We start from the raw sequence: 23,546 nt of genomic DNA on the forward strand, positions 1-23,546 counted from the left end.
GGTTCCGCCCCGAAGGGCGGAACGCGATAAATTCGAGGGCGCGACCTCACGGGCGCGCCCGGGTCGGTGTTACTCGACCTTGGTCTGCTCGCGCAGACGGATGTGCAGCTCACGCAGTGCCTTGGCATCGACCAGGCCCGGAGCCTGGGTCATGACGCAGGCAGCGCTCTGGGTTTTCGGGAAGGCGATCACTTCACGAATCGACTGGGCGCCGGTCATCAGCATTACCAGACGGTCCAGACCAAAGGCCAGGCCGCCGTGCGGCGGTGCACCGAACTTCAGCGCGTCGAGCAGGAAGCCAAACTTCTCTTCCTGTTCCGCCGCTTCGATACCAAGCAGGCGGAACACCGCCTGTTGCATCTCTTTGCGGTGAATACGGATCGAACCGCCACCCAGCTCGGTGCCGTTGAGCACCATGTCATAGGCACGCGACAGCGCGGTGGCCGGATTGGCCTCGAGCTCTTCCGGGGTGCACTTGGGTGCAGTGAACGGGTGGTGCAAGGCGCTGAAGCTGCCGTCTTCGTTCTCGTCGAACATCGGGAAGTCGACAACCCACATCGGTGCCCATTCGCAGGTCAGCAGATTGAAGTCGTTGCCGACCTTGATCCGCAGCGCACCCAGGGCTTCGCTGACCACTTTGAACTTGTCGGCACCGAAGAACACGATGTCGCCATCAACCGCACCGACGCGATCGAGGATCACGTTGAGGTTGGCCTCAGGGATGTTCTTGACGATCGGCGACTGCAGGCCTTCGACGCCCTTGGCGCGCTCGTTGACCTTGATGTAGGCCAGGCCCTTGGCACCATAGATGCCAACGAACTTGGTGTACTCGTCGATCTTGCTACGCGGCATGCTTGCGCCGCCCGGCAGGCGCAGGGCGGTGACGCGGCACTTCGGATCGTTGGCCGGGCCGGCGAAGACCTTGAAGTCGACATCTTTCAGCTGGTCGGCAACGTCAACCAGTTCCAGCGGGTTACGCAGGTCTGGCTTGTCGGAACCGTAGCGGCGCATGGCCTCTTCGAAGGTCATGTGCGGGAATTCACCGAACTCCAGGTCCAGCACTTCCTTGAACAGCTTGCGGATCATGCTCTCGGTGAGACCCATGATCTCGGACTCGTCGAGGAAGCTGGTCTCGATGTCGATCTGGGTGAATTCCGGCTGGCGGTCGGCACGCAGGTCTTCGTCGCGGAAGCACTTGGCGATCTGGTAGTAACGGTCGAAGCCGGCCACCATCAGCAACTGCTTGAACAGCTGCGGCGACTGCGGCAGGGCGAAGAAGCTGCCGGCGTGGGTACGGCTTGGCACCAGATAGTCACGTGCACCTTCTGGGGTGGCACGGGTCAGGATCGGTGTTTCGACGTCGAGGAAGCCGTTTTCGTCGAGGAAGCGGCGGATGCTGGTGGTGATGCGCGAACGCAGACGCAGCTTCTCGGCCATTTCCGGACGACGCAGGTCGATGAAGCGATAACGCAGGCGGGTTTCTTCGCCAACGTCGGAGTATTCGTTCAACGGGAACGGCGGGGTTTCGGCTTCGTTGAGTACGGTCAGCTCGTAACCCAGTACTTCGATGCCGCCCGACGCCATGTTGGCGTTGACTGCACCTTCGGGACGCTTGCGCACTTTACCGGTGATCTGCACGACGTATTCGCTGCGCACGCGGTCGGCGGCGGCGAAGGTTTCGGCGCGATCCGGGTCGAACACGACCTGGGCCATGCCTTCGCGGTCACGGATATCGAGGAAAATCACCCCGCCGTGGTCGCGGCGACGATGGACCCAGCCGCAAAGGGTGACTTCCTGGCCGTCCAGGCTCTCGTTCAGTTGGCCGCAATATTGGCTGCGCATCATGATGGTGGTTCGCTTCTCGTGATTCGTGTATTCGATGGAGGCCTTGGCCGCCCAGAGGGCTAATACTGCAAGACCCGGACGTTGCAATTCAACTCAGTCGGCCTTGTCGCCGCCTGCCAGATTCTTTTTTGCCCCGGTCTTGAAGTCGGTTTCGTACCAGCCAGTGCCACTGAGGCGAAAACCTGGAACGGACAATTGCTTCTTCAATTCCGGCGCCTGGCAGGCCGGACAATCAGTCAACGGCGCGGCGCTGATCTTCTGCAACGCCTCAAGCTGATGGTTGCAGGCTGCACATTGATAGTCGTAAAGGGGCACGGGGATCTCTCGCAAACCATAACGCTGGCTGCCGGGGCAGCAAAAACCGGCATTATATATGGTTAGAGAGGTCAGTGCAGCCCGCCCGGCACTCAACGCTCGCTTGGCGGATCGCGTAGCCAGGCAACGCAGATCACCCGGACCAGGCCGCTGAAGTTGCGCACCCCGCCGTGGCGCAGGTGAACTTCGCGGTCAATGTAGGACAACACCGCACTGACCGAGCACTGATTGGCCTCGGCAATATGCTGCAATATCTGCCAATACACATCCTCCAGACGCAGGCAGGTGGCAAATCCATTAAGCCTGACCGACCGCGACACTGGCTGCACCTGCAGCATGTCGAAGTCCGCTGCGAAGGGATCGACACAGGCCTTGCCTGGCCAATGTCCCTGACACACATTGCGTTTGCTGCTCTGCACCCTGATGTCCACTGCTGCCACTCCATCGCCAAGGGGATCCATTCATGTGCTGGAGACATGAACCATGGCGTGTAATGAAGCGCCGCGAGGCGGGGCATGAGCAGCGGCAAAATTTTCCGCCTGCGCGGGCAGTTCACCACCGCCCTGCGCTTCACGGCGCAGGGCGGCCTGGACAGTTTATTTACCTTCGAGCAACGAGCGCAGCATCCACGCGGTCTTCTCGTGAACCTGCATACGCTGGGTCAGCAGATCCGCCGTTGGCTCGTCACTGACCTTGTCGACCACCGGGAAAATACTGCGTGCGGTACGCGTGACCGCCTCCTGCCCCTCGACCAACTGGCGGATCATCTCATCAGCAGGCGGCACACCCTCCTCTTCCTTGATCGACGAGTGGCGGGCATAGAACGCGTAGGAACCAGGCGCCGGGAAGCCCAGCGCGCGGATCCGCTCGGCGATCGAGTCAACCGCCAGGGCCAGCTCGTTGTACTGCTCTTCGAACATCAGGTGCAGGGTACGGAACGCCGGACCAGTAACGTTCCAATGAAAGTTATGAGTTTTCAGATACAACACATAGGTATCCGACAACAAACGGGACAGCCCATCGACGATGGACTTGCGATCTTCTTCACTGATACCGATATCGATTGCCATGAAGCTCCCCTTTTTCATGTGGCTTGGGTAGTCAAGCGGATGAAGGGGCACTGTAACAAGACTTGCCTGCGCCTGCATGTGACCCAGGGCAATCGATCACACCCATCAGCCGCCCGGTTTGAGCTCACCGCGCCTTTGCTGTTAAATAGGCAGGGTGCCATCCGTGCGGATTGTTATTGCCGGATGCATAGGCAGGCCAGCTGCGTGACCGCGCTTTCTCTCTCATGCGCACCGTGCTGCCCGCTCTTCCTGTGATTGACCTTATAAACGTGAGCCAACCCAAATGTTCAAGATCGTCCATCTGGTGACGGGCGTAGCAGCCTTGCTGCTGTCGCTCATACCAAGCCTTCGCACCGAGGCAATTCCCTTCCTGCAGCAACCGGAGGCCGTGTACCTGGCCTTGCTCGGCCTGCTCAACCTCCTGCTGGCGCCGGTCGTGCCGCTTTATTACCGCGGTGCGCGCCTGCAACTGCAATACCTGGCCAGCGCTTTGCTGGTGCTGGCGGTTGTCCTGCAGACAGTAACCGTGCTGGTACGGCCTGAGCTGGGCAACCTGCCTGCACTGCTGTGCGCTGCTCTGGCAGTTCTGGCACACCTGGTTGCCGGCTTCAGCCGCAGCAGCGGCCGCTCGCGCAATACTGGCGGCGCTGCCCAGGAAAGCAGCAAGCGCGATACCGGCACCGTCAAGTGGTTCAACACCTCGAAAGGCTTCGGCTTTATCTCGCGCGACTCCGGCGACGATATCTTCGTACACTTTCGCGCCATCCGTGGCGACGGCCACCGCGTGCTGGTCGAAGGCCAACGCGTGGAGTTCTCGGTCATGCACCGCGACAAGGGCCTGCAGGCCGAAGACGTGATCGCGGTCTCGCGCCGCTGACAGCAAAGGCCTTGCGGGCGCTATGCACCCGCAAGGTACCCACCCTCAGTAATGAGGCGGCGGCGCTTCTTCACCTTCGCTGCCGTACTGCCCGACCATCTCCTCGTAACGCTTGATCAGCTCGGCCATCTGCAGTTGCAGACGATTGATCACCCGCCCCTGCTCGACCACCACATCATTGAGCTCCTGCAGCGCGTCATCCTGAAACGCCTGACGGGTTTCCAGGTCGATGATTTGCGATTCCAGAGACATCAGCTCACGCCTCCTTGAAGTCATTGTTGTTCAACGCCGAGCGCAGGCGCTGGCGAAGCTGTGCGAGTTGCTCCTCGCGGTACTCGGCAGCCGCCACCTTGCCCCACACTGGCGCTGGCCAGGCAGCATCGTTGCGGTGGCGCACGATCACGTGCATGTGCAGTTGGCTGACCACGTTGCCCAAGGTCGCCACGTTCATCTTGTCGGCAGCAAATTCCTGTTTGAGCGAATTGGCCAGGCAGGTGGTTTCTTGCCACAGCTGCTGCTGGTCGGCTGCCGTGAGGTCGAACAGCTCACTAACGTCGGCTTGCCGCGGCACCAGAATGAACCACGGATAATTGGCGTCTTTGCTCAACAGCAGCCGACACAGCGGGAAATCTCCCAACACCAGGCAATCCTGCTGCAAACGCGGATCCAGGACAAACACGGCAAAACTCCTTCAATCAGATCGCCTGCGCAACGCAGGCATGGTGCGCGGAGGATACCTTGCTTCGCCGCAACAGGCATGAAATCGGGCGCTGCAGCCGCGCTTTAGCTTGCTTGCGCAGCTGTCCTGCACCGCCGCGGTAACAGAGCGCTACTTTTCGCACCAAAATAGAGCCGTCCGTCACGGTGCTGACGGCGGTTCCCAGTAAAACTACTCAAGATGAACAATCGGCGGTAACACATTGGTTTAGTTAGCAACCTTACAGTTGCATCGACCGTTGAATTTTGGCACACCATCAGACAGACCGAACCCTTTATTTTCGGAGGTTTGCCAGCAAGCGATCAGGCAGATGTGAAAAATTCATCAACTCAATGTGAAAATGAGCACGCTTGTTGCATTGCCTCAACGCCAAGTCGGCACGACACCTGCAGTGAGCAGAAGCTGTCGACGGACCACAGCGCTGAGGCACTACCGAGGGGTACCGTCCCTGTGTTAACGGATGACGGAGCAAACGCTGGGATATATGCCCGCTGTTCGGCGCGTAATTTGCGACGTCGAATTAGTTATAAGCGACACGCTATAAAGTTTGTGAAAAGTTGCTTTATGCATATCGCCAAATAAAGAGTCAGCGTGATATACCTTCGCGCCGACACAACAAGAAAGAGCTGCCCCATATAATTAAAACCCCGGGCGCAGCGGTACTCTTCCTAAAAACCAAAGGAGCAAATCACGATGCGCGTGATGAAGTGGAGCATGATCGCCCTGGCCGTTGCGGCAGGCACCTCGCAAATGGCCATCGCCTCTTCGCAAGATGAGTCCAAGGGTTTCGTTGAAGACAGCCAACTCGGCGTCAAACTGCGTAACCTGTACTTCAGCCGTGACTTCCGTAACAACGAAGGCGGCCAGAGCCGTGCAGCCGAGTGGGGCCAAGGCTTCATCGGTACCTTCGAGTCGGGCTTCACCCAAGGCACTGTAGGCGTCGGTTTCGATGCCATCGGCCTGCTGGGCTTGAAACTGGACGGCGGTAAAGGCACTTCCGGTACCGGCCTGTTCCCAACCGGCTCCGACGGCGCCTCTCAGGACAGCTTCTCCGAGGGTCACGGTGCGGTCAAAGCGCGTATCTCCAACACTACACTCAAATACGGTGGCCAATTCACTTCGCTGCCAGTATTCGCTACCGACGACAGCCGTCTGCTGCCTGAGGTCGCCGAAGGCTTCATGCTGACCAGCAAGGAAATCAACGGCCTCGAGCTGAACGCCGGTCACTTCACCCGCCTCAACGCCCAGGCCCAGTCCTATAAGGACAGCATCGGCGGACGCAACAGTGACACTGGCCGCAAGAACCCAGGCCTGACCGAAGCCAACGTGTTTGGTGGTACTTACTCAATCACCGAAGGCCTCAGCACCAGCCTGTACTACTCGCGCGTCGAAGATCACTTCCGCAAGTTCTACGGCAACGTCAACTGGGCACTGCCGATCAGTGACAACCAAGGCCTGGTGTTCGACTTCAACATCTATGACACCAAGTCGATCGGTGAAAACCGCACTGGCGCCTACGTCACCAAAGCGGACGGCACCAGCAAACTGGACAACATCGCAGCCAGCCTGTCCGGTGCGTACAACATTGGCGCTCACACCTTCACCCTGGCCTACCAGAAAGTCACCGGCGACGGTGACTACGCTTACGGTATCGACGGCGGCGGCACCGTGTTCCTCGCCAACTCCATCGCCCGTTCCGACTTCAACGCCGAAGACGAGAAGTCCTGGCAGGCTCGCTACGACCTGAACTTCGCCGAATTCGGTATCCCCGGCCTGACCTTCATGACCCGTTATGCCCGCGGTACCGGCGCGACCACTCGCACCACCGACAACGGCAAGGAATGGGAACGCGACATCGACGTCAAATACGTCATGCAGGAAGGTCCGGCCAAAGACCTGAGCTTCCGCGTACGTCAAGCGACCTACCGCTCTTCGGATGGCGTGTACTACGGTTCGAGCTCGATCGACGAACTGCGTCTGATCGTCGAGTACCCGCTGAGCATCCTGTAAGCCTGGCTTGCAGTGCCCCGCACTTGAAAAGCCCGGCGACCACGCCGGGCTTTTTCTTGGCTGACAACTGGCCTGCGCTGCGGCATCCTGTACGCTTTCGTTTCGCCCCCGTAGAATGCGGGGTCATTTCAACGTCTTAGGCAATCGACACGGCCCCCCATGCGCACCAGTCAATATTTGCTCGCCACCCAAAAAGAAACCCCTGCCGATGCAGTGGTCATCAGCCATCAGCTCATGCTGCGCGCCGGCATGATCCGCAAGCTGGCCTCCGGCCTGTACACCTGGCTGCCGATGGGCCTGCGGGTAATGCGCAAGGTCGAAGCCGTGGTCCGCGAAGAAATGAACGCCGCCGGCGCGCTTGAAGTGCTGATGCCGAGCATCCAGCCAGCCGAGCTGTGGCAGGAATCTGGCCGCTGGGAACAGTACGGCCCAGAGCTGCTGCGCCTGAAAGACCGCCACAACCGCGACTTCTGTGTTGGCCCGACTCACGAAGAAGTGATCACCGACATGGTCCGCAACGAGCTGTCCAGCTATAAACAGCTGCCGCTCAATCTGTACCAGATCCAGACCAAATTCCGCGATGAGATCCGCCCACGCTTCGGTTTGATGCGCGGCCGCGAGTTCATCATGAAGGACGCCTACTCGTTCCATGCCGACCAGGCTTCCCTGCAGGAAACCTACGACCGCATGCATCAGGCGTACAGCAACATCTTTACCCGCCTGGGCTTGAACTTCCGCCCAGTGCAGGCTGATACCGGCTCGATCGGTGGCAACTACTCGCACGAATTCCACGTCCTGGCCGCTACAGGTGAAGACGACGTGATCTTCAGCGACAGCTCCGACTACGCCGCCAACATCGAAAAAGCCGAAGCCATCCCACGCGAAAGCGTGCGCCCGGCGCCAACCGAAGAGTTGCGCCTGGTCGATACTCCGCACGCCAAGACCATCGCCCAACTGGTCGAAAACCATGGCCTGCCAATCGAGAAGACGGTCAAGACCCTGATCGTGCGCGGCGCTGAAGAAGGCAAGCTGATTGCCCTGATCGTGCGCGGCGATCACGAACTCAACGAAATCAAGGCCGCCAAGCTTCCTCAGGTTGCCGAACCGCTGGTCATGGCCAGCGACGCCGAACTGCGTGACGCCATTGGCGCCGGCGCAGGCTCGCTGGGCCCGCTGAACCTGCCGCTGGAAATCATCATCGACCGCTCGGTGGCCCTGATGAGCGACTTCGGCATCGGCGCCAACATCGACGACAAGCACTACTTCGGCGTCAACTGGGAGCGTGACCTGCCAGTGCCTGAAGTAGCCGACCTGCGCAACGTGGTTGCCGGTGACCCAAGCCCAGATGGCCAGGGCACCCTGGTGATAAAGCGCGGCATCGAAGTCGGGCATATCTTCCAGCTCGGCACCAAGTACAGCGAGGCGCTCAAGTGCCAGGTACTCGGCGAGAACGGCAAGCCAGTAGTACTGTCGATGGGTTGCTACGGCATCGGCGTTTCGCGCGTGGTTGCTGCTGCCATCGAGCAGAGCTACGACGACAAAGGGATCATCTGGAATGATGCCCTGGCGCCGTTCCAGATCGCTCTGGTACCGCTGCGCTACGAAACCGAGGTGGTGCGTGAGGCGACCGACAAGCTGTACGCCGAACTGACCGCTGCAGGCTTCGAAGTGCTGCTCGATGACCGTGACAAGAAGACCAGCCCAGGCAACAAGTTTGCCGATATGGAACTGATCGGCATCCCGCACCGGATCGTGGTCAGTGACCGCGGCCTGGCCGATGGCAATCTGGAATACAAGCACCGCACCGAGCAGGACGCCCAGGCGCTGCCGGTCAATGAAGTGCTGAGCTTCCTGCAAGCCCGCATCCGTCGCTGATAGCTCAATGCGCGAGTGAACATGTACAAGCGAAGTACCCTTACCCTGGGGGGCGCCGCACTCTGCGGCGCCCTGTTCGTCAGCGGCTGCGCCAATCAGATGTCCCAGCGCAGCGAGCATGAAGAACGCGTCGAGCGCAAGTTGCTCGAGCACAGTCTGCAGATCGACGTTGGCGAGCCCAAGGTAATGGAGCTTCCGCAACGGCGCGTGCGCGTCCACGAGCAGCAGCGCTTCGAAGTCACCGAGTTCGAAGTGACCCGCCGCTACGACCGCTACACCCCTTACCAGCCCTGGCGGGAGATCTACGAGATCCCGCTGGGCGCGGTCGCGGTGGTGGCTGGAGTCGGTGCCAATGTGGTCAATGTGTTCGCCTTGGGCAACCTGCCGCAGAGCATCACTCATGACTGGCTGAGCTATGGCGTTGCCGGGCTCAATCCATTCATGAACGTGCAATCCAACGGCCGTGCCCAGCAGAACCTGGCGGGCATCAGCGAGGTGGAGAAAGCTAAGCGCGAAGAATCCACCAACCTGCCCTGGAGCGAGCGCCTGGTCGAGGTCAAGGCTGGCAAGCTCAACCATGAGCTGACCACCGACCGTAATGGCGTACTGCGGCTGAACCTGCTGGATGCGCCGTTTTCCGAGCAGAATCTCGGCCGCGTAGGCACCCTGCACCTGCAGGTGGTCGACGAGGACAACGGCATTCGCGGCGACGCCAGCCTGCTGGTCAGCGGCACGCTGCGCAACAAACTGGTCGAAGCACGGCACCTGATCTTCGATGACCTTGAAGACGACGATGTCAGCCAGTGGGTTCACCGGGTCAAGCGGCTGTCCGAGCTGGGGCTGGAAGAAGAAGCCAGTGAGCTTGAGCAGAGCCTGATTGAACTGACCCGCAATGATCCTGAATTGCAGCAGGAATTCTTGCAGGCACTGACCAAGCAGACCGGGCGACTGGTAGCAGATCCAGGCGGACAATAACCGCCTTCGTCACAGGGCCGCCTGGCGGCCTTGCTGACGCACCGTCACGTTGGCGCAAACAACTCCAGCTGCTCATGCGCCCCGCGCAGATCGCGCAAGCGCACCCCCACCCCAAGCAAGCGCACCGGCTTGCCGCCACGGGCAAACGCCTGACTCAGCAACTGTCGGTAACTCTCCAGATCGCGCCCGGCACCCGCCTGCTCCATGGTCGTCTGGCTAAAGTCATGGAACTTGACCTTGACGAATGGCTTGTCGGCTTTATAGCTGCTGTCCATCCGCGCGACCCGCTCATTAAGGCTATCAAGCAACTCAGGCAATTTGGCCAGGCAACTGTTCAGGTCAGGCAGATCGGTATCGTAGGTGTTTTCGACACTGACTGACTGACGCCGGCTGTCATTCTGTACAGCCCGCTCATCCACGCCACGAGCCAGCCCCCACAAACGCTCGCCAAAACTGCCAAACTCGCGCACCAGCGCCAGCTTTGACCATTCGCGCATGTCCATGCAGGTCTCGATACCCAGCCGGGTCAGCTTGTCGGCTGTGACCTTGCCCACGCCATGCAGGCGAGCCACCGGCAGCGCGGCAACAAACGCCTCCACCTCGCCCGGGGTTATCACAAACAATCCATTGGGTTTGCGCCAGTCGCTGGCGATCTTGGCCAGGAACTTGTTTGGCGCAACCCCTGCTGAAACCGTGATGTGCAAGGACTTGGCGACGCGCTGGCGGATATCCTCAGCAATCCGCGTGGCGCTACCGCCGTACCAGGAGCTGTCGCTGACATCCAGATAGGCTTCATCCAGTGACAGCGGCTCGATCAGCTCGGTGTAGTCGCGAAAGATCGCCTGGATCTCGCGCGAGGCTTCGCGGTAGGCCTCGAAACGCGGCTTGACGATCAACAGGTCAGGGCAGAGTTTAAGCGCGTGGCGCGAGGACATTGCCGAGCGTACCCCATAGGCGCGCGCTTCATAGTTGCAGGTGGCAATCACCCCGCGCCGCTCCGCCGAGCCACCCACCGCCATCGGCCGGCCAGCCAGGCTCGGGTCGTCACGCATTTCGATCGCAGCGTAGAAGCAGTCGCAGTCGACATGGATGATCTTGCGCAAGGACATGGATGACCGTCAGTACTGTAAATTCATACAGATATTACCGTAACCGCCACGCGCTGACACCGTGCACACCGCGCTATTCGATAATTGGCCTGGAATGCCCGCCGTTGCTGAGCCCGGCACTTAATTGACACGCTAACAGATTGAACAGAAAAGGATTTCCCTGAGAAATAGCTTGACTGCGCAGCGCCAGGGAGTAGAATCCACCCCACAGACGCGGGATGGAGCAGTCTGGTAGCTCGTCGGGCTCATAACCCGAAGGTCGTCGGTTCAAATCCGGCTCCCGCAACCAAATATAGAAAAGGCCACTGTGCAAACAGTGGCCTTTTTCTTTGCTTCAAATAAAGCTGTCCTGAAATAATTTGTTCTAAATCAAAGGGTAAGCTTGACATCAGCGCGAATCAGGGTATAGTCCACCCCACAGACGCGGGATGGAGCAGTCTGGTAGCTCGTCGGGCTCATAACCCGAAGGTCGTCGGTTCAAATCCGGCTCCCGCAACCAAACAGAAAAAATGGCCACTGTGAAAACAGCGGCCATTTTTTTCGTCTGCGCATTGTGCTTTTTAAGTTATTTACGCTGCATCAGCGTTGAAGACTTGACCTCGTGCCAGTAATGCGTAGAATGCGCCCCACTGACGCGGGATGGAGCAGTCTGGTAGCTCGTCGGGCTCATAACCCGAAGGTCGTCGGTTCAAATCCGGCTCCCGCAACCAAATCGTCAGAACAAACCCCGCACTGTTTTAAACAGTGCGGGGTTTGTTGTTTCTGGGGTTCTGAAAATCCCCGATCAGCCTGCCCTCGCCTTTTGCCACACCCTCGCCAGCCCTAATGGATGAACTATCTTTAACCCCGTCGGACCGCTGCAAGCGCCTCCGGCAGGAGTAATATCCGGATACGTTTTCCTAAGGGACTTCCACTTGGCCGCACCTTTCTCCCACCTCGCGCTGTTGGCCCGAGGCAACTCATGACCGCCCATACCCCTGATCCCCAGACGCCACTCACCGCGGCGCTGCCGGTGGCTGCCCAACGCCTGCCCTGGCTCGAGCGGCTGAGCCGGTATCGGCAACCGATCGTTCTGGTACTGACCCTGCTGTTGTTCGGCATGGCCTTGATTGCGTGTCGTCACCTGCTCAGTGAGCTGGATATCTATGCGCTGCACGACGCCATTCTCAGCGTGCCTAAGCAGGCCATGCTCGCTGCATTGCTAGCGACCGTGGCCGGCTTCGTGATCCTGCTTGGTTATGAATGGTCTGCCAGCCGCTACGCCGCCGTTAAGCTGCCAGCCGCAACCCTGGTGCTGGGCGGTTTCAGTGCGTTCGCCATTGGTAATGCCATTGGCCTGTCGATACTGTCGGGTGGCTCGGTGCGTTATCGGCTGTATGCCCGCCATGGTCTGGGTGCCGGTGAAGTGGCACGGATGACGGTATTCGCCAGCCTGTCGCTGGGCTGCGCCCTGCCCCCTTTGGCAGCATTGGCAACGCTGAGCAACTTGCCTGCGGCAGCAACCGCCTTGCGCATGCCGGCCGGCGTATTGGCGGTTATCGCCATTGCGGTACTGATGCTGAGTGCACTGCTGGTCGCCGGCCTCTATCGGCGCCGGTTGGCCGAGCAGCCGCTGGCTGACAGCCTGCTGGTCAAGCTCGGTCGGCGCACGCTGCGCCTGCCCGGCGCGCGCCTGACCGGCCTGCAACTGCTGATCACCGCACTTGATGTTGCGGCTGCCGCCACTGTTTTGTATCTGCTGCTGCCTGAGGCGCCGCCGTTTGGTGCGTTTGTGCTGGTGTACCTGCTGGCACTGGCAGCGGGCGTGCTCAGCCATGTGCCGGGTGGCGTTGGTGTGTTTGAAGCGATCCTGCTGGCCGCTTTTGCCGACCAGCTTGGCGCGGCCCCACTGGCCGCAGCCTTATTGTTATACCGCTTGATCTATGTGGTGTTGCCGCTGCTGCTGGCCTGCGTTCTGCTGCTGGCCAACGAAGCCCGCCGCTTGCTGTTCGCCCAGCAGGCACTGAAGGCCGCTTCCGGGCTGGCTGCACCAGTGCTGGCGATTCTGGTGTTTCTGTCCGGCGTGGTGCTGCTGTTTTCCGGCGCCACACCGGAGATCGACACGCGCCTGGAGCACATGGGCTTTCTGGTACCGCACCGACTGATCGACGCCTCGCACTTCGGTGCCAGCCTGATCGGCGTGCTTTGCCTGCTGCTGGCCCAGGGCCTGCGCCGACGTCTGTCCGCTGCCTGGTTGCTGACCACGGTTTTGCTCTTGGTGGGCGCGCTGCTGTCGCTGCTGAAAGGCTTCGACTGGGAAGAAGCCTGCGTGCTGACGTTCACCGCAGTCCTGCTGGCGGTGTTCCGACGCTCGTTCTACCGGCCGAGCCGCCTGCTCGAGCTGCCGTTTTCGCCGGTGTATCTGGTCGCCAGTGCCTGCGTTATCGGCGCCTCGATCTGGCTGCTGCTGTTCGCTTATCAGGACGTGCCCTATAGCCATCAGCTGTGGTGGCAGTTCACTCTCGATGCCGACGCCCCACGCGGCCTGCGCGCCGCCATGGGCAGCGCGGTGCTGTTGGTGTTCGTCGCCCTGACCTGGTTGCTGCGCACGGCGCGGCCGGTGATCCATCTGCCGACCGCCGATGAGCTGGAGCGGGCCCGGCAGATCCTCCTGGCATCCGATCAACCAGACGGCGGCCTGGCCCTGACCGGCGACAAGGCGCTGCTGTTCCACCCCAACGACAACGCTTTCATCATGTATGCCCGCCGTGGCCGTAGCCTGGTCGCGCTGTACGACCCGATCGGCCCGGCTCAGGAGCGCGCCGAGATGATCTGGCAGTTCCGTGACCTGTGCGACGTGCACCACGCCCGCCCGGTGTTCTACCAGGTGCGCGCCGAGAACCTGCCCTTCTATATGGACATCGGCCTGACCGCGCTCAAGCTTGGCGAAGAAGCGCGGGTCGATCTGCGCCGCTTCGATCTGGAAGCCAAAGGCAAGGAGATGAAAGACCTGCGCTACACCTGGAACCGCGGTGGCCGCGATGGCTTGAGCCTGGAAGTACACGAACCTGGCCAAGCACCACTGGACGAGCTCAAGGAAATCTCGGACGCCTGGCTCAGCGGCAAGAACGTGCGCGAGAAAGGCTTTTCGCTGGGCCGGTTCAGCCCGGACTATCTGCAGCACTTCCGCATCGCCCTGATCCGCTTCCAGGGTCGCCCGGTGGCGTTCGCCAACCTGCTCGAGACACTCAGCCTGGAGCTGGCCAGCCTCGACTTGATGCGCGCGCACCCTGAAGCGCCGAAGCTGACCATGGAGTTCATGATGATCGGCTTGATCCTGCACTACAAAAACCATGGCTACGGGCGTTTCAGCCTGGGCATGGTCCCGCTCTCCGGCCTGCAGCCGCGACGTGGCGCACCGCTGACCCAGCGCCTGGGTTCGCTGGTGTTCCAGCGCGGCGAGCAGCTGTACAACTTCCAGGGGCTGCGCCGTTTCAAGGACAAGTTCCAGCCAGACTGGGAACCTCGTTACATGGCCGTGCCAGCCGGGCTGGACCCGCTGGTGGCATTGGCTGACACTGCCGCCCTGATCGCTGGCGGCCTGACTGGATTGGTGAAACGCTGATGATTCGACGCTATTGGCACTACCTGTTGATCGCTTTGTTGCTTGCCCTGGCGGGCGCCGCCGTGTGGTTCTGGTTGTGGACCCGGCCGACGCCGGAGGCTCAGGTCGAGCACCTGACCCTGACCGATGGCAGCAGCCTGGTTCTAGCCACACCTGCAGTCACCGTCAAAACCCGCGTAGCGATTGGCGTGCCTGAAGATCAGGCGCTCAGCGACAAGCAACTGCTCGACCTGAGCCAGGCCGGCGAAGCGCAACTGGTACAGGTGATCTTACCACCCGCCGATTGCGCCAAGCAGCAACAGGCGCTGGATCAGGCCATCAGCCATCTGGGCGGCGCACCGACCGTGGTTGCCGGCATCGGCCCTGGCGCAGCGCAAGCCTGGCGCTGGCTGTCCAGCCAGACCGATGACAAGGCCCGCGCCATCTCGGTCGACTTCAAGCTTGAGCAACCCGGCTGCCCGGCACTACCAAAAAGCGCTGCCCATGGCCACTGGAATGTCGCCTGGAACGACAACCCGGATGACGCCAGTGCCGCCTTCGTCCGTGATCAAAGCAACGCCGAAACCAGCATCAGCGACTACGACATCCATCTGCCGCAGGTGCTCAAGGGTCAGCTGACCCAGGTTCTGGTCGGCCACGACGGCAACGCGCTGAGCATCCCGGTGGTGGAAGTGCCTGCCGGGCAAACCACTGATACCGTAACCCTGTTCCTTTCTGGTGACGGGGGCTGGCGCGACCTTGACCGCGATGTAGCAGGCGAAATGGCCAAACTCGGCTATCCGGTGGTCGGCATCGACACGCTGCGCTATTACTGGCAGCACAAGACCCCGGAACAAAGCGCCATCGACTTGTCCGAACTGATGCAGCACTACCGGCAAAAGTGGGGCACCAAGCGCTTTGTCCTGACCGGCTATTCGTTCGGCGCCGACGTACTGCCGGCGATCTACAACCGCCTGCCAGCAGAAGATCAGCAGCGCGTGGATGCGGTGATCCTGCTGGCGTTTGCCCGCAGCGGCAGTTTCGAGATCGAAGTCGAAGGCTGGCTGGGCAAAGAAGGTCAGGAAGCACCGACGGGCCCGGAAATGGCCCGTATGCCTGCGGCCAAGGTCGTGTGCATCTATGGCGTCGAAGAAGCCGACGAGAGCGGCTGCACCGAGCACACGGCCGTTGGCGAGCGCCTGAAACTGCCGGGTGGCCACCACTTCGATGAGAACTACCCGGCACTGGCCAAGCGCCTGATCGGCGAGATCGAGACGCGCCAGGGCAAAACCAACGTAGCTGAACAGAACTGAGTAGTAACCGGGGCCGCATTGCGGCCCCGGTTACTTAAATCTCGACCTGAGTGCCCAGTTCGATCACCCGGTTCAACGGCAGGTTGAAAAAGCGCAGGTTGCCGTTGGCGTTCTTCAGCAAGAATGCGAACAACGCCCCGCGCCAGCGCGCCATGCCTTCCAGGCGTGAGGCGATCACAGTCTCGCGGCTGAGGAAGTAGGTGGTGCGCATCGGGCTGAAGTCCAGTTCGTCCAGATGGCACAAGCGCAGTGCCTGCGGCACGTCAGGCTCGTCCATGAAGCCAAAGTGCAGCAGCACCCGGAAGAACCCGTCGCCATAGGCTTCGACCTCGAAGCGCTCTTGCTCCGGCACCCGCGGCCGGTCTTCGCTGACTACCGTCAACAACACCACCTGACGATGCAGAACCTGGTTATGCAGCATGTTGTGTAACAGCGCATGAGGCACGGCGTCTGGCCGCGCGGTCAAAAACACCGCAGTGCCTTCGACCCGATGCGGCGGCTGCACGCGGATGCTGCTGATGAAGATCGGCAGCGGCAGCGCGGCTTCGTCAATGCGCTCCACGAGGATCTGCTTGCCGCGCTTCCAGGTCGTCATCAACAACAGCAAGGCAATCGCTGCCAATACCGGGAAGGCGCCGCCCTGCACTACCTTGGGCAGGTTGGCGGCAAAGAACAGCCCATCGACCAACAGGAAGCCGATCAGGATCGGCACTGCCAGCAGTGGCGGCCATTTCCACAACAACAGCATCACCGTCGCCACCAGCAGTGTGGTCATCAGCATGGTACCGGTCACCGCTACGCCGTAGGCCGCAGCCAGCGCGCCGGATGATTCAAAGCCGATGACCAGCAGCACAACGCCGATCATCAGCGCCCAGTTCACCGCACCAATGTAGATCTGGCCCTGCTCGTCGCTGGAGGTGTGCTGGATCTGCATGCGCGGGATATAACCGAGCTGAATCGCCTGGCGCGTCAACGAGAAAGCTCCAGAAATCACGGCTTGGGAAGCGATCACCGTGGCCAGGGTGGACAAGCCGACCAACGGCAACAGCGCCCAGCTCGGCGCCAGCAGATAGAACGGATTGCGCGCCGCTTCAGGGTCTTGCAGCAGCAACGCGCCCTGCCCGAAGTAGTTCAGCACCAGGGCCGGCAGCACCAGGATGAACCAGGCGCGGGCAATCGGTTTGCGGCCAAAGTGGCCCATGTCGGCATACAGCGCCTCGGCGCCAGTCAGCGCCAGCACCACCGCGCCGAGAATGGCCACACCCATGCCCGGATGCACCACGAAGAAGTTGACCGCCCAGGCCGGGTTCAGCGCCTTGATCACCTCCGGGCTCTGCACGATGCCATGCAGGCCGAGCAGCGCCAGCACCGCGAACCAGAGCACCATCACCGGCCCGAACAGGATGCCGATCTTGGCCGTACCGTGCTTTTGCACCAGAAACAGCGCCACCAGCACCACCACGGCAATCGGTACCACCCAGTGGTCGATGCCGTCGAACGCCAGCCCCATGCCCTCGACCGCCGACAACACCGATACCGCCGGGGTGATCAAGCTGTCGCCATAGAACAGCGACGCACCGACCAGGCCGCAGCCGATCATGACGATGCGCAGTTTCGGGTAAGGCGCTGATGCCCGCGTGGCCAACGCGGTGAGGGCCATGATGCCGCCCTCGCCCTGGTTGTCGGCACGCAGAATGAACGTCACATACTTGAATGACACCACCCAGATCAGCGACCAGAAGATCAACGACAGGATGCCGAGCACACCATCATGGTTGACCGGCACCCCGTAGCCGCCGGAAAACACTTCCTTGAGCGTATACAACGGGCTGGTGCCGATATCGCCATAGACCACCCCAACAGCTGCCACCAGCAGGCCAATCGGGCGCGCTACCCCTTGCCCCGCTTGGCCGTGACTGCTTGCCTGAACCATCGACCACTCCCGCAGACGGCCACATCGGACCGATAGAATTCGAACCCGCAACCAGGTCCAACATGGACCTCGCTGCAATGGCGCGAAGCATAGCGCAGCGTTCGTCGTATTTCTGCTGGTCAAGCGACCTTGTGCTGACTGGAACTGCACGCTTTCGATCCGATGCTGTACTAGCGAGAGGACAAATGGCGACTTGTGCAAAGCCCAGGCAATCCCTATCATCCAAACTACGCCAATGACGCACACCAGGGGATTGCATGATCTTCATCGAAACCCCAGTTTTCACCTCCGACCTGAAGGAGCATCTGGAAGATGAAGAATACCGAACGTTGCAGAGCTATCTAGCCGAATATCCGGAAGCCGGTGCTCTCATGGAGGAGACCGGAGGGCTCAGGAAAATTCGCTGGGCTGCCAAGGGCAAAGGCAAGCGTGGGGGCGTGCGTGTCATCTATTACCATGTCACTGCGGCGCATCAGATAAGGATGATCCTGATCTATCGCAAGGGCATCCTGGATACCTTGACCAGCAGCCAGAAAGCACAGCTTCGCGCACTTAACAAAGGGTGGAAATAATGGAAAAAAATCTCTTCGATCGTCTTGTAGAAAGCATGACTCAGATGGATGAGATCGATCGCGGTGAGCGTCAGCCATCGCGTGAATTCCATGTGGATGCGGTTCAAGTCAAAAAAATACGTCAGGCCACTGGCCTTTCTCAGGCTGCGTTCGCCAAACGTATCGACGTCGCCATAGGAACCCTGAGGAATTGGGAGCAAGGTCGTCGCGAGCCTGAAGGCCCCGCTCGCGCCTTGCTTCGAGCAATTCACAACGATCCAGAGCATGTACTTGCCGCGCTGAGCTAATCAAAAGCCGCAGTACCTGCGACGCTGCCGGGCGCGGAAATTTGGCCATCACGTTCCTTAGCGAAACATAGCGCAGCGTTCGTCGTATTTCTGCTGGTCAAGCGACCTTGTGCTCGCTAGAATTGCGCACTTTTTGATCAGAGGCGCCGCTAGCGCCCGTCACGATTGCTGCGCCACCGGCGCTGCAGCCGCATTCAATACCGAGGTTAGCTATGTCCACCACCCCTGCTTCTACCGTGCCCAAGGTAGGATTCGTTTCGCTCGGCTGCCCCAAGGCTCTGGTCGACTCCGAACGCATCCTCACCCAGCTGCGCATGGAAGGCTATGAAGTCGTGCCGACCTACGAGGACGCCGACGTCGTGGTGGTCAACACCTGCGGCTTCATCGACAGCGCCAAGGCCGAGTCGCTGGAAGTGATCGGCGAAGCGATCAAAGCCAATGGCAAGGTCATCGTTACCGGCTGCATGGGCGTCGCCGAGGGCAACATTCGAGACGTGCACCCAAGCGTGCTGTCGGTCACCGGTCCGCAGCAGTACGAGCAGGTGGTCAACGCCGTGCATGAAGTCGTGCCACCGCGCCAGGACCACAATCCGCTGATCGACCTGGTGCCACCGCAAGGCGTCAAGCTGACCCCGCGTCATTACGCTTACCTGAAGATCTCCGAAGGCTGTAACCACAGCTGCAGCTTCTGCATCATCCCGTCGATGCGCGGCAAGCTGGTCAGCCGCCCGGTAGGTGACGTGCTGAGCGAGGCCGAGCGCCTGGTCAAGGCCGGGGTCAAGGAGCTGCTGGTGATCTCCCAGGACACCAGCGCCTACGGCGTCGATGTCAAGTACAAGACCGATTTCTGGAACGGCCGCCCGGTCAAGACACGCATGCTCGAGCTGTGCGAAGCGCTGAGCAGCCTGGGCGTTTGGGTGCGTCTGCACTACGTGTATCCATACCCGAACGTCGACGACGTGATTCCGCTGATGGCCGCTGGCAAGCTGCTGCCGTACCTGGACATCCCGTTCCAGCACGCCAGCCCGAAAGTGCTCAAGTCGATGAAGCGCCCGGCGTTCGAAGACCGCACCCTGGCGCGGATCAAGAACTGGCGCGAGCAGTGCCCTGAGCTGGTGATCCGCTCAACGTTCATTGTCGGCTTTCCGGGCGAGACCGAAGAAGACTTCCAGTACCTGCTCGACTGGCTGACCGAAGCTCAGCTCGACCGCGTCGGCTGCTTCCAGTACTCGCCGGTCGAAGGCGCGCCGGCCAACGACCTGGGCCTGGATGAAGTGCCGGATGACATCAAACAGGACCGCTGGGACCGCTTCATGGCCCATCAGCAAGCGATCAGTGCCGCCCGGCTGCAACTGCGCATCGGTCGTGAGATCGAAGTATTGATCGACGAAGTCGAAGAACAAGGCTCGGTTGGCCGCAGCTTCTTCGATGCCCCAGAGATCGACGGTAGCGTGTTCATCGATGGTGATCATGGCTTCAAGCCGGGCGACAAGGTCCGTTGCCGGATCGTGGATGCCGACGAGTACGACATGTGGGCCGAGCCGGTCTGACGATTGCTTGGGGCCGCATTGTGGCCCCAACCAGCAAAGCCTGCACTAAGCATCTATGGTTCTGCAATCAGCACCAGAGACTGCCGCGATGCCCGCCCTGTTCACCCTGCAAACCCCTCGCGCCAGCGACTACCCGGAACTGATCCGCGTCTGGGAAGCTTCGGTCCGCGCCACCCACGACTTTCTCCCGGATGCCTACATCGTGCTGCTGCGCGATCACATCCTGGCCAAGTACCTCGATGCGGTCATGCTGATCTGCTGCAAGGACGCGCGTCAGCGCATTCTCGGCTACGCCGGGGTCGCCAATGGTCAGGTCGCCATGCTCTTCGTCGGCCCCGAGCACCGCGGCAAAGGTGTCGGCAAGCGCCTGCTGCGCCATGCCATCAGCGAACTGAACGCCGACCATCTGGACGTCAACGAGCAGAATCCGCAGGCGCTGGGCTTCTACCTGCACGAGGGTTTTGCAATTATCGGACGCTCGGAGCAGGACGGTCTCGGTCAGCCGTATCCCTTGCTGCACCTTCGTCTGCGCGACCGCAGTGGCGACCACGGTGCTGACAAACACCGTTAAAGCAGCAGATTCCCGGCCCCCAACAACGCGCGGGCAGGTACAATGGCAGGTCTTAATCTGCCTTTAGCGAATCGTCTCCATGTCTGAACCCGTACGCCTGTCCAAACGCCTCATCGAGCAACTCGGCTGCTCCCGCCGCGAGGCCGAGCAGTACATTGAAGGCGGCTGGGTGACGGTGGATGGCGTGGTCGTCGAGCAGCCCCAGTTCAAGGTCGAGGGCCAGCAAGTCGCACTGCTGCCAGGGGCCCGCGCCGAGGCGCCGGCACTGGTGACCTTGCTGCTCAATCAACCCGCCGGGATGGACCCGGAGAGCGCCCGCGCGAGCATGGTCATGGACACCCTCAGCGAAGCCCACAGCCAGGATGTGCGCCCGTTGCACAGCCACTTCACCCGGCTGACCTGCATGGCGCCACTGGAGCGCGGCGTCAGCGGCTTGCAGTTGTTCACCCAGGACTGGAAGGTCAGCGGCAAGATTGAACGCGACCTGCGCAAGCTCGAACAGGAATTCATCATCGAGGTGCGCGGCGAAGCCACCCCACAAGCCTTTGAGCGGCTTGCCCGTGGCGTGTCGCGCAATGATCGCGAACTGCCCAAGGCCAAGGCCAGCTGGCAGAACGAAACCCACCTGCGCATGGTTGTGAAGAATCCGCAGCGCGGCGATATCAGCGACCTGTGCGCCAGCCTGAAGCTGGAGATCGTCAGCATGCGCCGCATCCGCGTCGGTGGTGTATCGATGGGCAAGCTGCCGCTGGGCCAATGGCGCTACGTAGCCGCAACCGAACGTTTCTAAGGAATACCGCCGCGCCAGCTCGGCGCGGCTTTGAACAGGATTTGCAACAATGAACCACAATGACGTCCTGCGCAGCCTGCGCTACATGCTCAAGGTCAATGACGCCAAGATCATCGAGATCGTCGGCCTGTCCGGCCTCACGGTGTCCGCCGACGAAGTCGCAAGCTACATGAAGAAAGAAGAAGAGGAAGGCTATGTGCGTTGCCCGGACGCAGTCATGGCGCACTTCCTCGATGGCCTGGTGATCCATCGACGCGGCCGCGACGAGTCGCGCCCACCGCAGCCGATCGAAGTACCGGTGACCAACAACGCCGTCCTGAAAAAACTGCGGGTCGCCTTCGAGCTTAAAGAAGACGACATGCACGCGATTCTGAAGTCGGTCGACTTCCCGGTGACCAAGCCAGAGCTGAGCGCCCTCTTCCGCAAGGCTGGCCATGACAATTACCGCCCGTGCGGCGACCAACTGCTGCGCAATTTCCTCAAGGGCCTGACCCAGCGCGTGCACGGCTGAGTGAGCATGCAGCATAGCGTTGCGCCGGTTGGCATTGTCCGCTCCTGCTTCAAGGAGAAGTTCGCCATCCCCCGCCAGCCTCAGCTGGCACCGGCGGCGCGTGGCGTGCTCGAGCTGTTGCCGCCGTTCGATCAGGGTGATGCGGTGGCAGGCCTGGAGCAGGTCAGCCATGTCTGGCTGCTGTTTCTGTTTCACCAGGCGCTGGAAGACAAGCCACGGCTCAAGGTCCGCCCTCCCCGTCTGGGCGGCAACAAAAGCATGGGCGTGTTCGCCACCCGCGCCACGCATCGGCCCAACGGTATCGGCCAGTCAGTGGTGCGCCTGGAGGGGGTAGAACCTGGGCGCTTGTTGCTGTCCGGGATCGACCTGCTCGACGGCACGCCAGTGCTGGATATCAAGCCGTACGTGCCCTACGCAGATTGCGTCAGCGATGCGATCAACCTGATGGCCAGCGCGGCGCCTGCACCGATCAGCGTGGCCTGGGCTGACGCGGCCTTGCTGCAAGCCCGTGAGCACGCGCTGCGCCTGGGTGAGCCGCTGGTTGAGCTGATTGAGCAGTGTCTGGCCCAAGACCCGCGCCCGGCCTACCAGGTACCGCCACCGGAGCGCGTCTACGGGGTCAAGTTCTGGGATGTACAGGTACGCTGGCACTACCCGCAACTGGACCGGATCCAAGTGCTGGAAGTCACCCTCGACAGCTGACCGCAGGCGGCCACCGGGCAAATCGCAGGCATAAAAAAACGCAGACCTCGGTCTGCGTTTTTTGTCGCGCTCGCCTTACTTCTCGACGAAAGCGCGCTCGATCAGGTAGTCACCCGGCTCGCGCATCCGCGCCGACACCTTCAGACCGAAGCTGTCGAGCACTTCGCTGGTTTCGTCGAGCATGCTTGGGCTACCGCAGATCATCGCACGGTCGTCTTGTGGATTGATCGGTGGCAGGCCAATGTCGCTGAACAGCTTGCCGCTGCGCATCAGATCGGTCAGGCGGCCTTCGTTTTCAAACGGCTCGCGGGTAACGGTTGGGTAGTAGATCAGCTTCTCACGTACCGCCTCACCGAAGAACTCGTTCTGCGGCAGGTGCTCGGTGATGAACTCGCGGTAGGCGACTTCATTCACGTAGCGCACACCGTGAACCAGGATCACTTTTTCAAAGCGCTCGTAGGTTTCCGGGTCCTGAATGACGCTCATGAACGGCGCCAGGCCAGTGCCGGTGCTGAGCAGGTACAGGTGCTTGCCCGGGTTCAGGTCATCCAGTACCAGGGTGCCGGTAGGCTTTTTGCTGATGATGATCTCATCGCCTTCCTTGAGGTGCTGCAGCTGCGAGGTCAGCGGGCCATCCGGCACCTTGATGCTGAAGAACTCCAGATGCTCTTCCCAGTTCGGCGAGGCAATCGAATAGGCGCGCATGAGCGGACGGCCGGTTTCTTGCTGCAGACCGATCATCACGAACTGACCGTTCTCGAAGCGCAGGCCCGGATCGCGGGTGCACTTGAAGCTGAACAGGGTGTCATTCCAGTGGTGAACACTGAGGACACGTTCGTGGTTCATGTTGCTCATCTAAGGTGGCTCCTGAAGAAAGACGCAGCGCGGACCAAGCGCACAGTTACGCAATAGTTTAGGGGCAGCGACGATATCTGTTAAG

22 protein-coding genes and 3 tRNA genes are annotated in these 23,546 nt (G+C 60.9%); 16 read left to right on the forward strand and 9 right to left on the reverse strand.

Annotated elements, in window-relative coordinates; translation table 11 throughout:
* Positions 1–69: 69 nt before the first annotated feature.
* The 4 genes from aspS to FW789_RS08025 all read right to left on the reverse strand — a co-directional run bounded on the left by aspS (position 70) and on the right by FW789_RS08025 (position 3,230).
* Positions 70–1,845: an aspartate--tRNA ligase gene (gene aspS, locus FW789_RS08010; RefSeq protein WP_103436368.1), complete on the reverse strand. Its 1,776-nt coding sequence runs from the start codon at positions 1,843–1,845 to the stop codon at positions 70–72.
* A gap of 93 nt (positions 1,846–1,938) precedes the next feature.
* A complete protein-coding gene (locus tag FW789_RS08015; RefSeq protein ID WP_101317401.1) occupies positions 1,939–2,160 on the reverse strand; it encodes an FmdB family zinc ribbon protein in 222 nt (73 codons plus the stop codon).
* A 92-nt stretch (positions 2,161–2,252) separates the two neighbouring features.
* On the reverse strand, positions 2,253–2,579 hold the full coding sequence (locus FW789_RS08020; protein WP_411564968.1) for a ribbon-helix-helix domain-containing protein: 327 nt from the start codon (positions 2,577–2,579) through the stop codon (positions 2,253–2,255).
* A gap of 177 nt (positions 2,580–2,756) precedes the next feature.
* Complete coding sequence (locus FW789_RS08025; protein WP_103436366.1) at positions 2,757–3,230, reverse strand: Dps family protein; 474 nt, start codon at positions 3,228–3,230, stop codon at positions 2,757–2,759.
* A 283-nt stretch (positions 3,231–3,513) separates the two neighbouring features.
* On the opposite strand from FW789_RS08025, the gene FW789_RS08030 reads away from it, so the two are divergent.
* The gene (locus tag FW789_RS08030; RefSeq protein ID WP_411562060.1) at positions 3,514–4,107 is read left to right on the forward strand and encodes a cold shock domain-containing protein membrane protein; all 594 of its coding nucleotides are present in this window, start codon (positions 3,514–3,516) and stop codon (positions 4,105–4,107) included.
* A gap of 45 nt (positions 4,108–4,152) precedes the next feature.
* On the opposite strand, the gene FW789_RS08035 is transcribed toward FW789_RS08030, so the two are convergent.
* Both FW789_RS08035 and FW789_RS08040 read right to left on the reverse strand, forming a co-directional pair.
* Positions 4,153–4,359, reverse strand: coding sequence for a SlyX family protein (locus FW789_RS08035; RefSeq protein WP_101317393.1), 207 nt, complete (start codon positions 4,357–4,359; stop codon positions 4,153–4,155).
* A gap of 4 nt (positions 4,360–4,363) precedes the next feature.
* A complete protein-coding gene (locus FW789_RS08040; RefSeq protein WP_103436364.1) occupies positions 4,364–4,786 on the reverse strand; it encodes an HIT family protein in 423 nt (140 codons plus the stop codon).
* Between the two features lie 732 nt (positions 4,787–5,518).
* Here FW789_RS08040 and FW789_RS08045 point away from each other — a divergent pair.
* From FW789_RS08045 to FW789_RS08055, 3 genes are all read left to right on the forward strand, one after another.
* Positions 5,519–6,835, forward strand: a complete 1,317-nt coding sequence (locus FW789_RS08045) for an OprD family porin (protein ID WP_446431276.1) — start codon at positions 5,519–5,521, stop codon at positions 6,833–6,835.
* 159 nt (positions 6,836–6,994) lie between these two features.
* On the forward strand, positions 6,995–8,710 hold the full coding sequence (locus FW789_RS08050; protein ID WP_411562061.1) for a proline--tRNA ligase: 1,716 nt from the start codon (positions 6,995–6,997) through the stop codon (positions 8,708–8,710).
* A gap of 21 nt (positions 8,711–8,731) precedes the next feature.
* On the forward strand, positions 8,732–9,685 hold the full coding sequence (locus FW789_RS08055) for a hypothetical protein (protein ID WP_446431277.1): 954 nt from the start codon (positions 8,732–8,734) through the stop codon (positions 9,683–9,685).
* Positions 9,686–9,729: 44 nt separating this feature from the next.
* Here the strand turns inward: FW789_RS08055 and dinB are convergent, their stop codons facing one another.
* Complete coding sequence (dinB, locus tag FW789_RS08060; protein ID WP_186697884.1) at positions 9,730–10,788, reverse strand: DNA polymerase IV; 1,059 nt, start codon at positions 10,786–10,788, stop codon at positions 9,730–9,732.
* Between the two features lie 218 nt (positions 10,789–11,006).
* Between dinB and FW789_RS08065 the strand changes: the two genes are divergently transcribed.
* From FW789_RS08065 to FW789_RS08085, 5 genes are all read left to right on the forward strand, one after another.
* Positions 11,007–11,083, forward strand: a tRNA-Met gene (locus FW789_RS08065).
* Between the two features lie 133 nt (positions 11,084–11,216).
* Positions 11,217–11,293, forward strand: a tRNA-Met gene (locus FW789_RS08070).
* A 134-nt stretch (positions 11,294–11,427) separates the two neighbouring features.
* Positions 11,428–11,504: transfer RNA gene (locus FW789_RS08075), tRNA-Met, on the forward strand.
* A gap of 251 nt (positions 11,505–11,755) precedes the next feature.
* Positions 11,756–14,398 carry a bifunctional lysylphosphatidylglycerol flippase/synthetase MprF gene (mprF, locus tag FW789_RS08080; protein WP_446431278.1) on the forward strand — a complete coding sequence of 881 codons (2,643 nt, stop codon included), beginning with the start codon at positions 11,756–11,758 and terminating at the stop codon, positions 14,396–14,398.
* The gene (locus tag FW789_RS08085) at positions 14,398–15,690 is read left to right on the forward strand and encodes a virulence factor family protein (RefSeq protein WP_446431279.1); all 1,293 of its coding nucleotides are present in this window, start codon (positions 14,398–14,400) and stop codon (positions 15,688–15,690) included. Before mprF ends, FW789_RS08085 begins: the two co-directional genes overlap by 1 nt.
* A 34-nt stretch (positions 15,691–15,724) precedes the next feature.
* On the opposite strand, the gene FW789_RS08090 is transcribed toward FW789_RS08085, so the two are convergent.
* A complete protein-coding gene (locus FW789_RS08090; RefSeq protein ID WP_446431280.1) occupies positions 15,725–17,623 on the reverse strand; it encodes a potassium transporter Kup in 1,899 nt (632 codons plus the stop codon).
* A 257-nt stretch (positions 17,624–17,880) separates the two neighbouring features.
* On the opposite strand from FW789_RS08090, the gene FW789_RS08095 reads away from it, so the two are divergent.
* From FW789_RS08095 to tsaA, 7 genes are all read left to right on the forward strand, one after another.
* Positions 17,881–18,195, forward strand: a complete 315-nt coding sequence (locus FW789_RS08095; protein WP_207072547.1) for a hypothetical protein — start codon at positions 17,881–17,883, stop codon at positions 18,193–18,195.
* Positions 18,195–18,482: a helix-turn-helix domain-containing protein gene (locus FW789_RS08100; RefSeq protein WP_207072546.1), complete on the forward strand. Its 288-nt coding sequence runs from the start codon at positions 18,195–18,197 to the stop codon at positions 18,480–18,482. Before FW789_RS08095 ends, FW789_RS08100 begins: the two co-directional genes overlap by 1 nt.
* Positions 18,483–18,694: 212 nt before the next feature.
* Entirely contained in the window at positions 18,695–20,032 is a 1,338-nt protein-coding gene (gene rimO / locus FW789_RS08105; protein WP_101317375.1) for a 30S ribosomal protein S12 methylthiotransferase RimO, read from the forward strand.
* Between the two features lie 88 nt (positions 20,033–20,120).
* The gene (locus FW789_RS08110; RefSeq protein WP_446431281.1) at positions 20,121–20,603 is read left to right on the forward strand and encodes a GNAT family N-acetyltransferase; all 483 of its coding nucleotides are present in this window, start codon (positions 20,121–20,123) and stop codon (positions 20,601–20,603) included.
* Between the two features lie 79 nt (positions 20,604–20,682).
* Positions 20,683–21,393, forward strand: a complete 711-nt coding sequence (locus FW789_RS08115; protein WP_186697731.1) for an rRNA pseudouridine synthase — start codon at positions 20,683–20,685, stop codon at positions 21,391–21,393.
* 49 nt (positions 21,394–21,442) lie between these two features.
* On the forward strand, positions 21,443–21,904 hold the full coding sequence (locus FW789_RS08120) for a DUF1456 family protein (RefSeq protein ID WP_103436355.1): 462 nt from the start codon (positions 21,443–21,445) through the stop codon (positions 21,902–21,904).
* A 6-nt stretch (positions 21,905–21,910) separates the two neighbouring features.
* Positions 21,911–22,606, forward strand: a complete 696-nt coding sequence (gene tsaA, locus FW789_RS08125; RefSeq protein ID WP_101317367.1) for a tRNA (N6-threonylcarbamoyladenosine(37)-N6)-methyltransferase TrmO — start codon at positions 21,911–21,913, stop codon at positions 22,604–22,606.
* Positions 22,607–22,681: 75 nt separating this feature from the next.
* Here tsaA and fpr read toward each other — a convergent pair whose 3' ends face one another.
* Positions 22,682–23,461, reverse strand: a complete 780-nt coding sequence (gene fpr / locus FW789_RS08130; RefSeq protein WP_103436354.1) for a ferredoxin-NADP reductase — start codon at positions 23,459–23,461, stop codon at positions 22,682–22,684.
* Positions 23,462–23,546 lie beyond the last annotated feature (85 nt).

The organism is Pseudomonas sp. 1121_17, from assembly GCF_052850745.1.

Coding starts and splice junctions, on each gene's coding strand:
- FW789_RS08100 (WP_207072546.1), top strand. CDS start 18,195: ATGGAAAAAAATCTCTTCGATCGTCTTGTAGAAAGCATGACTCAGATG.
- tsaA (WP_101317367.1), top strand. CDS start 21,911: ATGCAGCATAGCGTTGCGCCGGTTGGCATTGTCCGCTCCTGCTTCAAG.
- FW789_RS08090 (WP_446431280.1), bottom strand. CDS start 17,623: ATGGTTCAGGCAAGCAGTCACGGCCAAGCGGGGCAAGGGGTAGCGCGC.
- rimO (WP_101317375.1), top strand. CDS start 18,695: ATGTCCACCACCCCTGCTTCTACCGTGCCCAAGGTAGGATTCGTTTCG.
- FW789_RS08055 (WP_446431277.1), top strand. CDS start 8,732: ATGTACAAGCGAAGTACCCTTACCCTGGGGGGCGCCGCACTCTGCGGC.
- FW789_RS08035 (WP_101317393.1), bottom strand. CDS start 4,359: ATGTCTCTGGAATCGCAAATCATCGACCTGGAAACCCGTCAGGCGTTT.
- FW789_RS08120 (WP_103436355.1), top strand. CDS start 21,443: ATGAACCACAATGACGTCCTGCGCAGCCTGCGCTACATGCTCAAGGTC.
- aspS (WP_103436368.1), bottom strand. CDS start 1,845: ATGATGCGCAGCCAATATTGCGGCCAACTGAACGAGAGCCTGGACGGC.
- FW789_RS08050 (WP_411562061.1), top strand. CDS start 6,995: ATGCGCACCAGTCAATATTTGCTCGCCACCCAAAAAGAAACCCCTGCC.
- FW789_RS08045 (WP_446431276.1), top strand. CDS start 5,519: ATGCGCGTGATGAAGTGGAGCATGATCGCCCTGGCCGTTGCGGCAGGC.
- FW789_RS08025 (WP_103436366.1), bottom strand. CDS start 3,230: ATGGCAATCGATATCGGTATCAGTGAAGAAGATCGCAAGTCCATCGTC.
- FW789_RS08030 (WP_411562060.1), top strand. CDS start 3,514: ATGTTCAAGATCGTCCATCTGGTGACGGGCGTAGCAGCCTTGCTGCTG.
- FW789_RS08095 (WP_207072547.1), top strand. CDS start 17,881: ATGATCTTCATCGAAACCCCAGTTTTCACCTCCGACCTGAAGGAGCAT.
- FW789_RS08115 (WP_186697731.1), top strand. CDS start 20,683: ATGTCTGAACCCGTACGCCTGTCCAAACGCCTCATCGAGCAACTCGGC.
- fpr (WP_103436354.1), bottom strand. CDS start 23,461: ATGAGCAACATGAACCACGAACGTGTCCTCAGTGTTCACCACTGGAAT.
- FW789_RS08085 (WP_446431279.1), top strand. CDS start 14,398: ATGATTCGACGCTATTGGCACTACCTGTTGATCGCTTTGTTGCTTGCC.
- mprF (WP_446431278.1), top strand. CDS start 11,756: ATGACCGCCCATACCCCTGATCCCCAGACGCCACTCACCGCGGCGCTG.
- FW789_RS08110 (WP_446431281.1), top strand. CDS start 20,121: ATGCCCGCCCTGTTCACCCTGCAAACCCCTCGCGCCAGCGACTACCCG.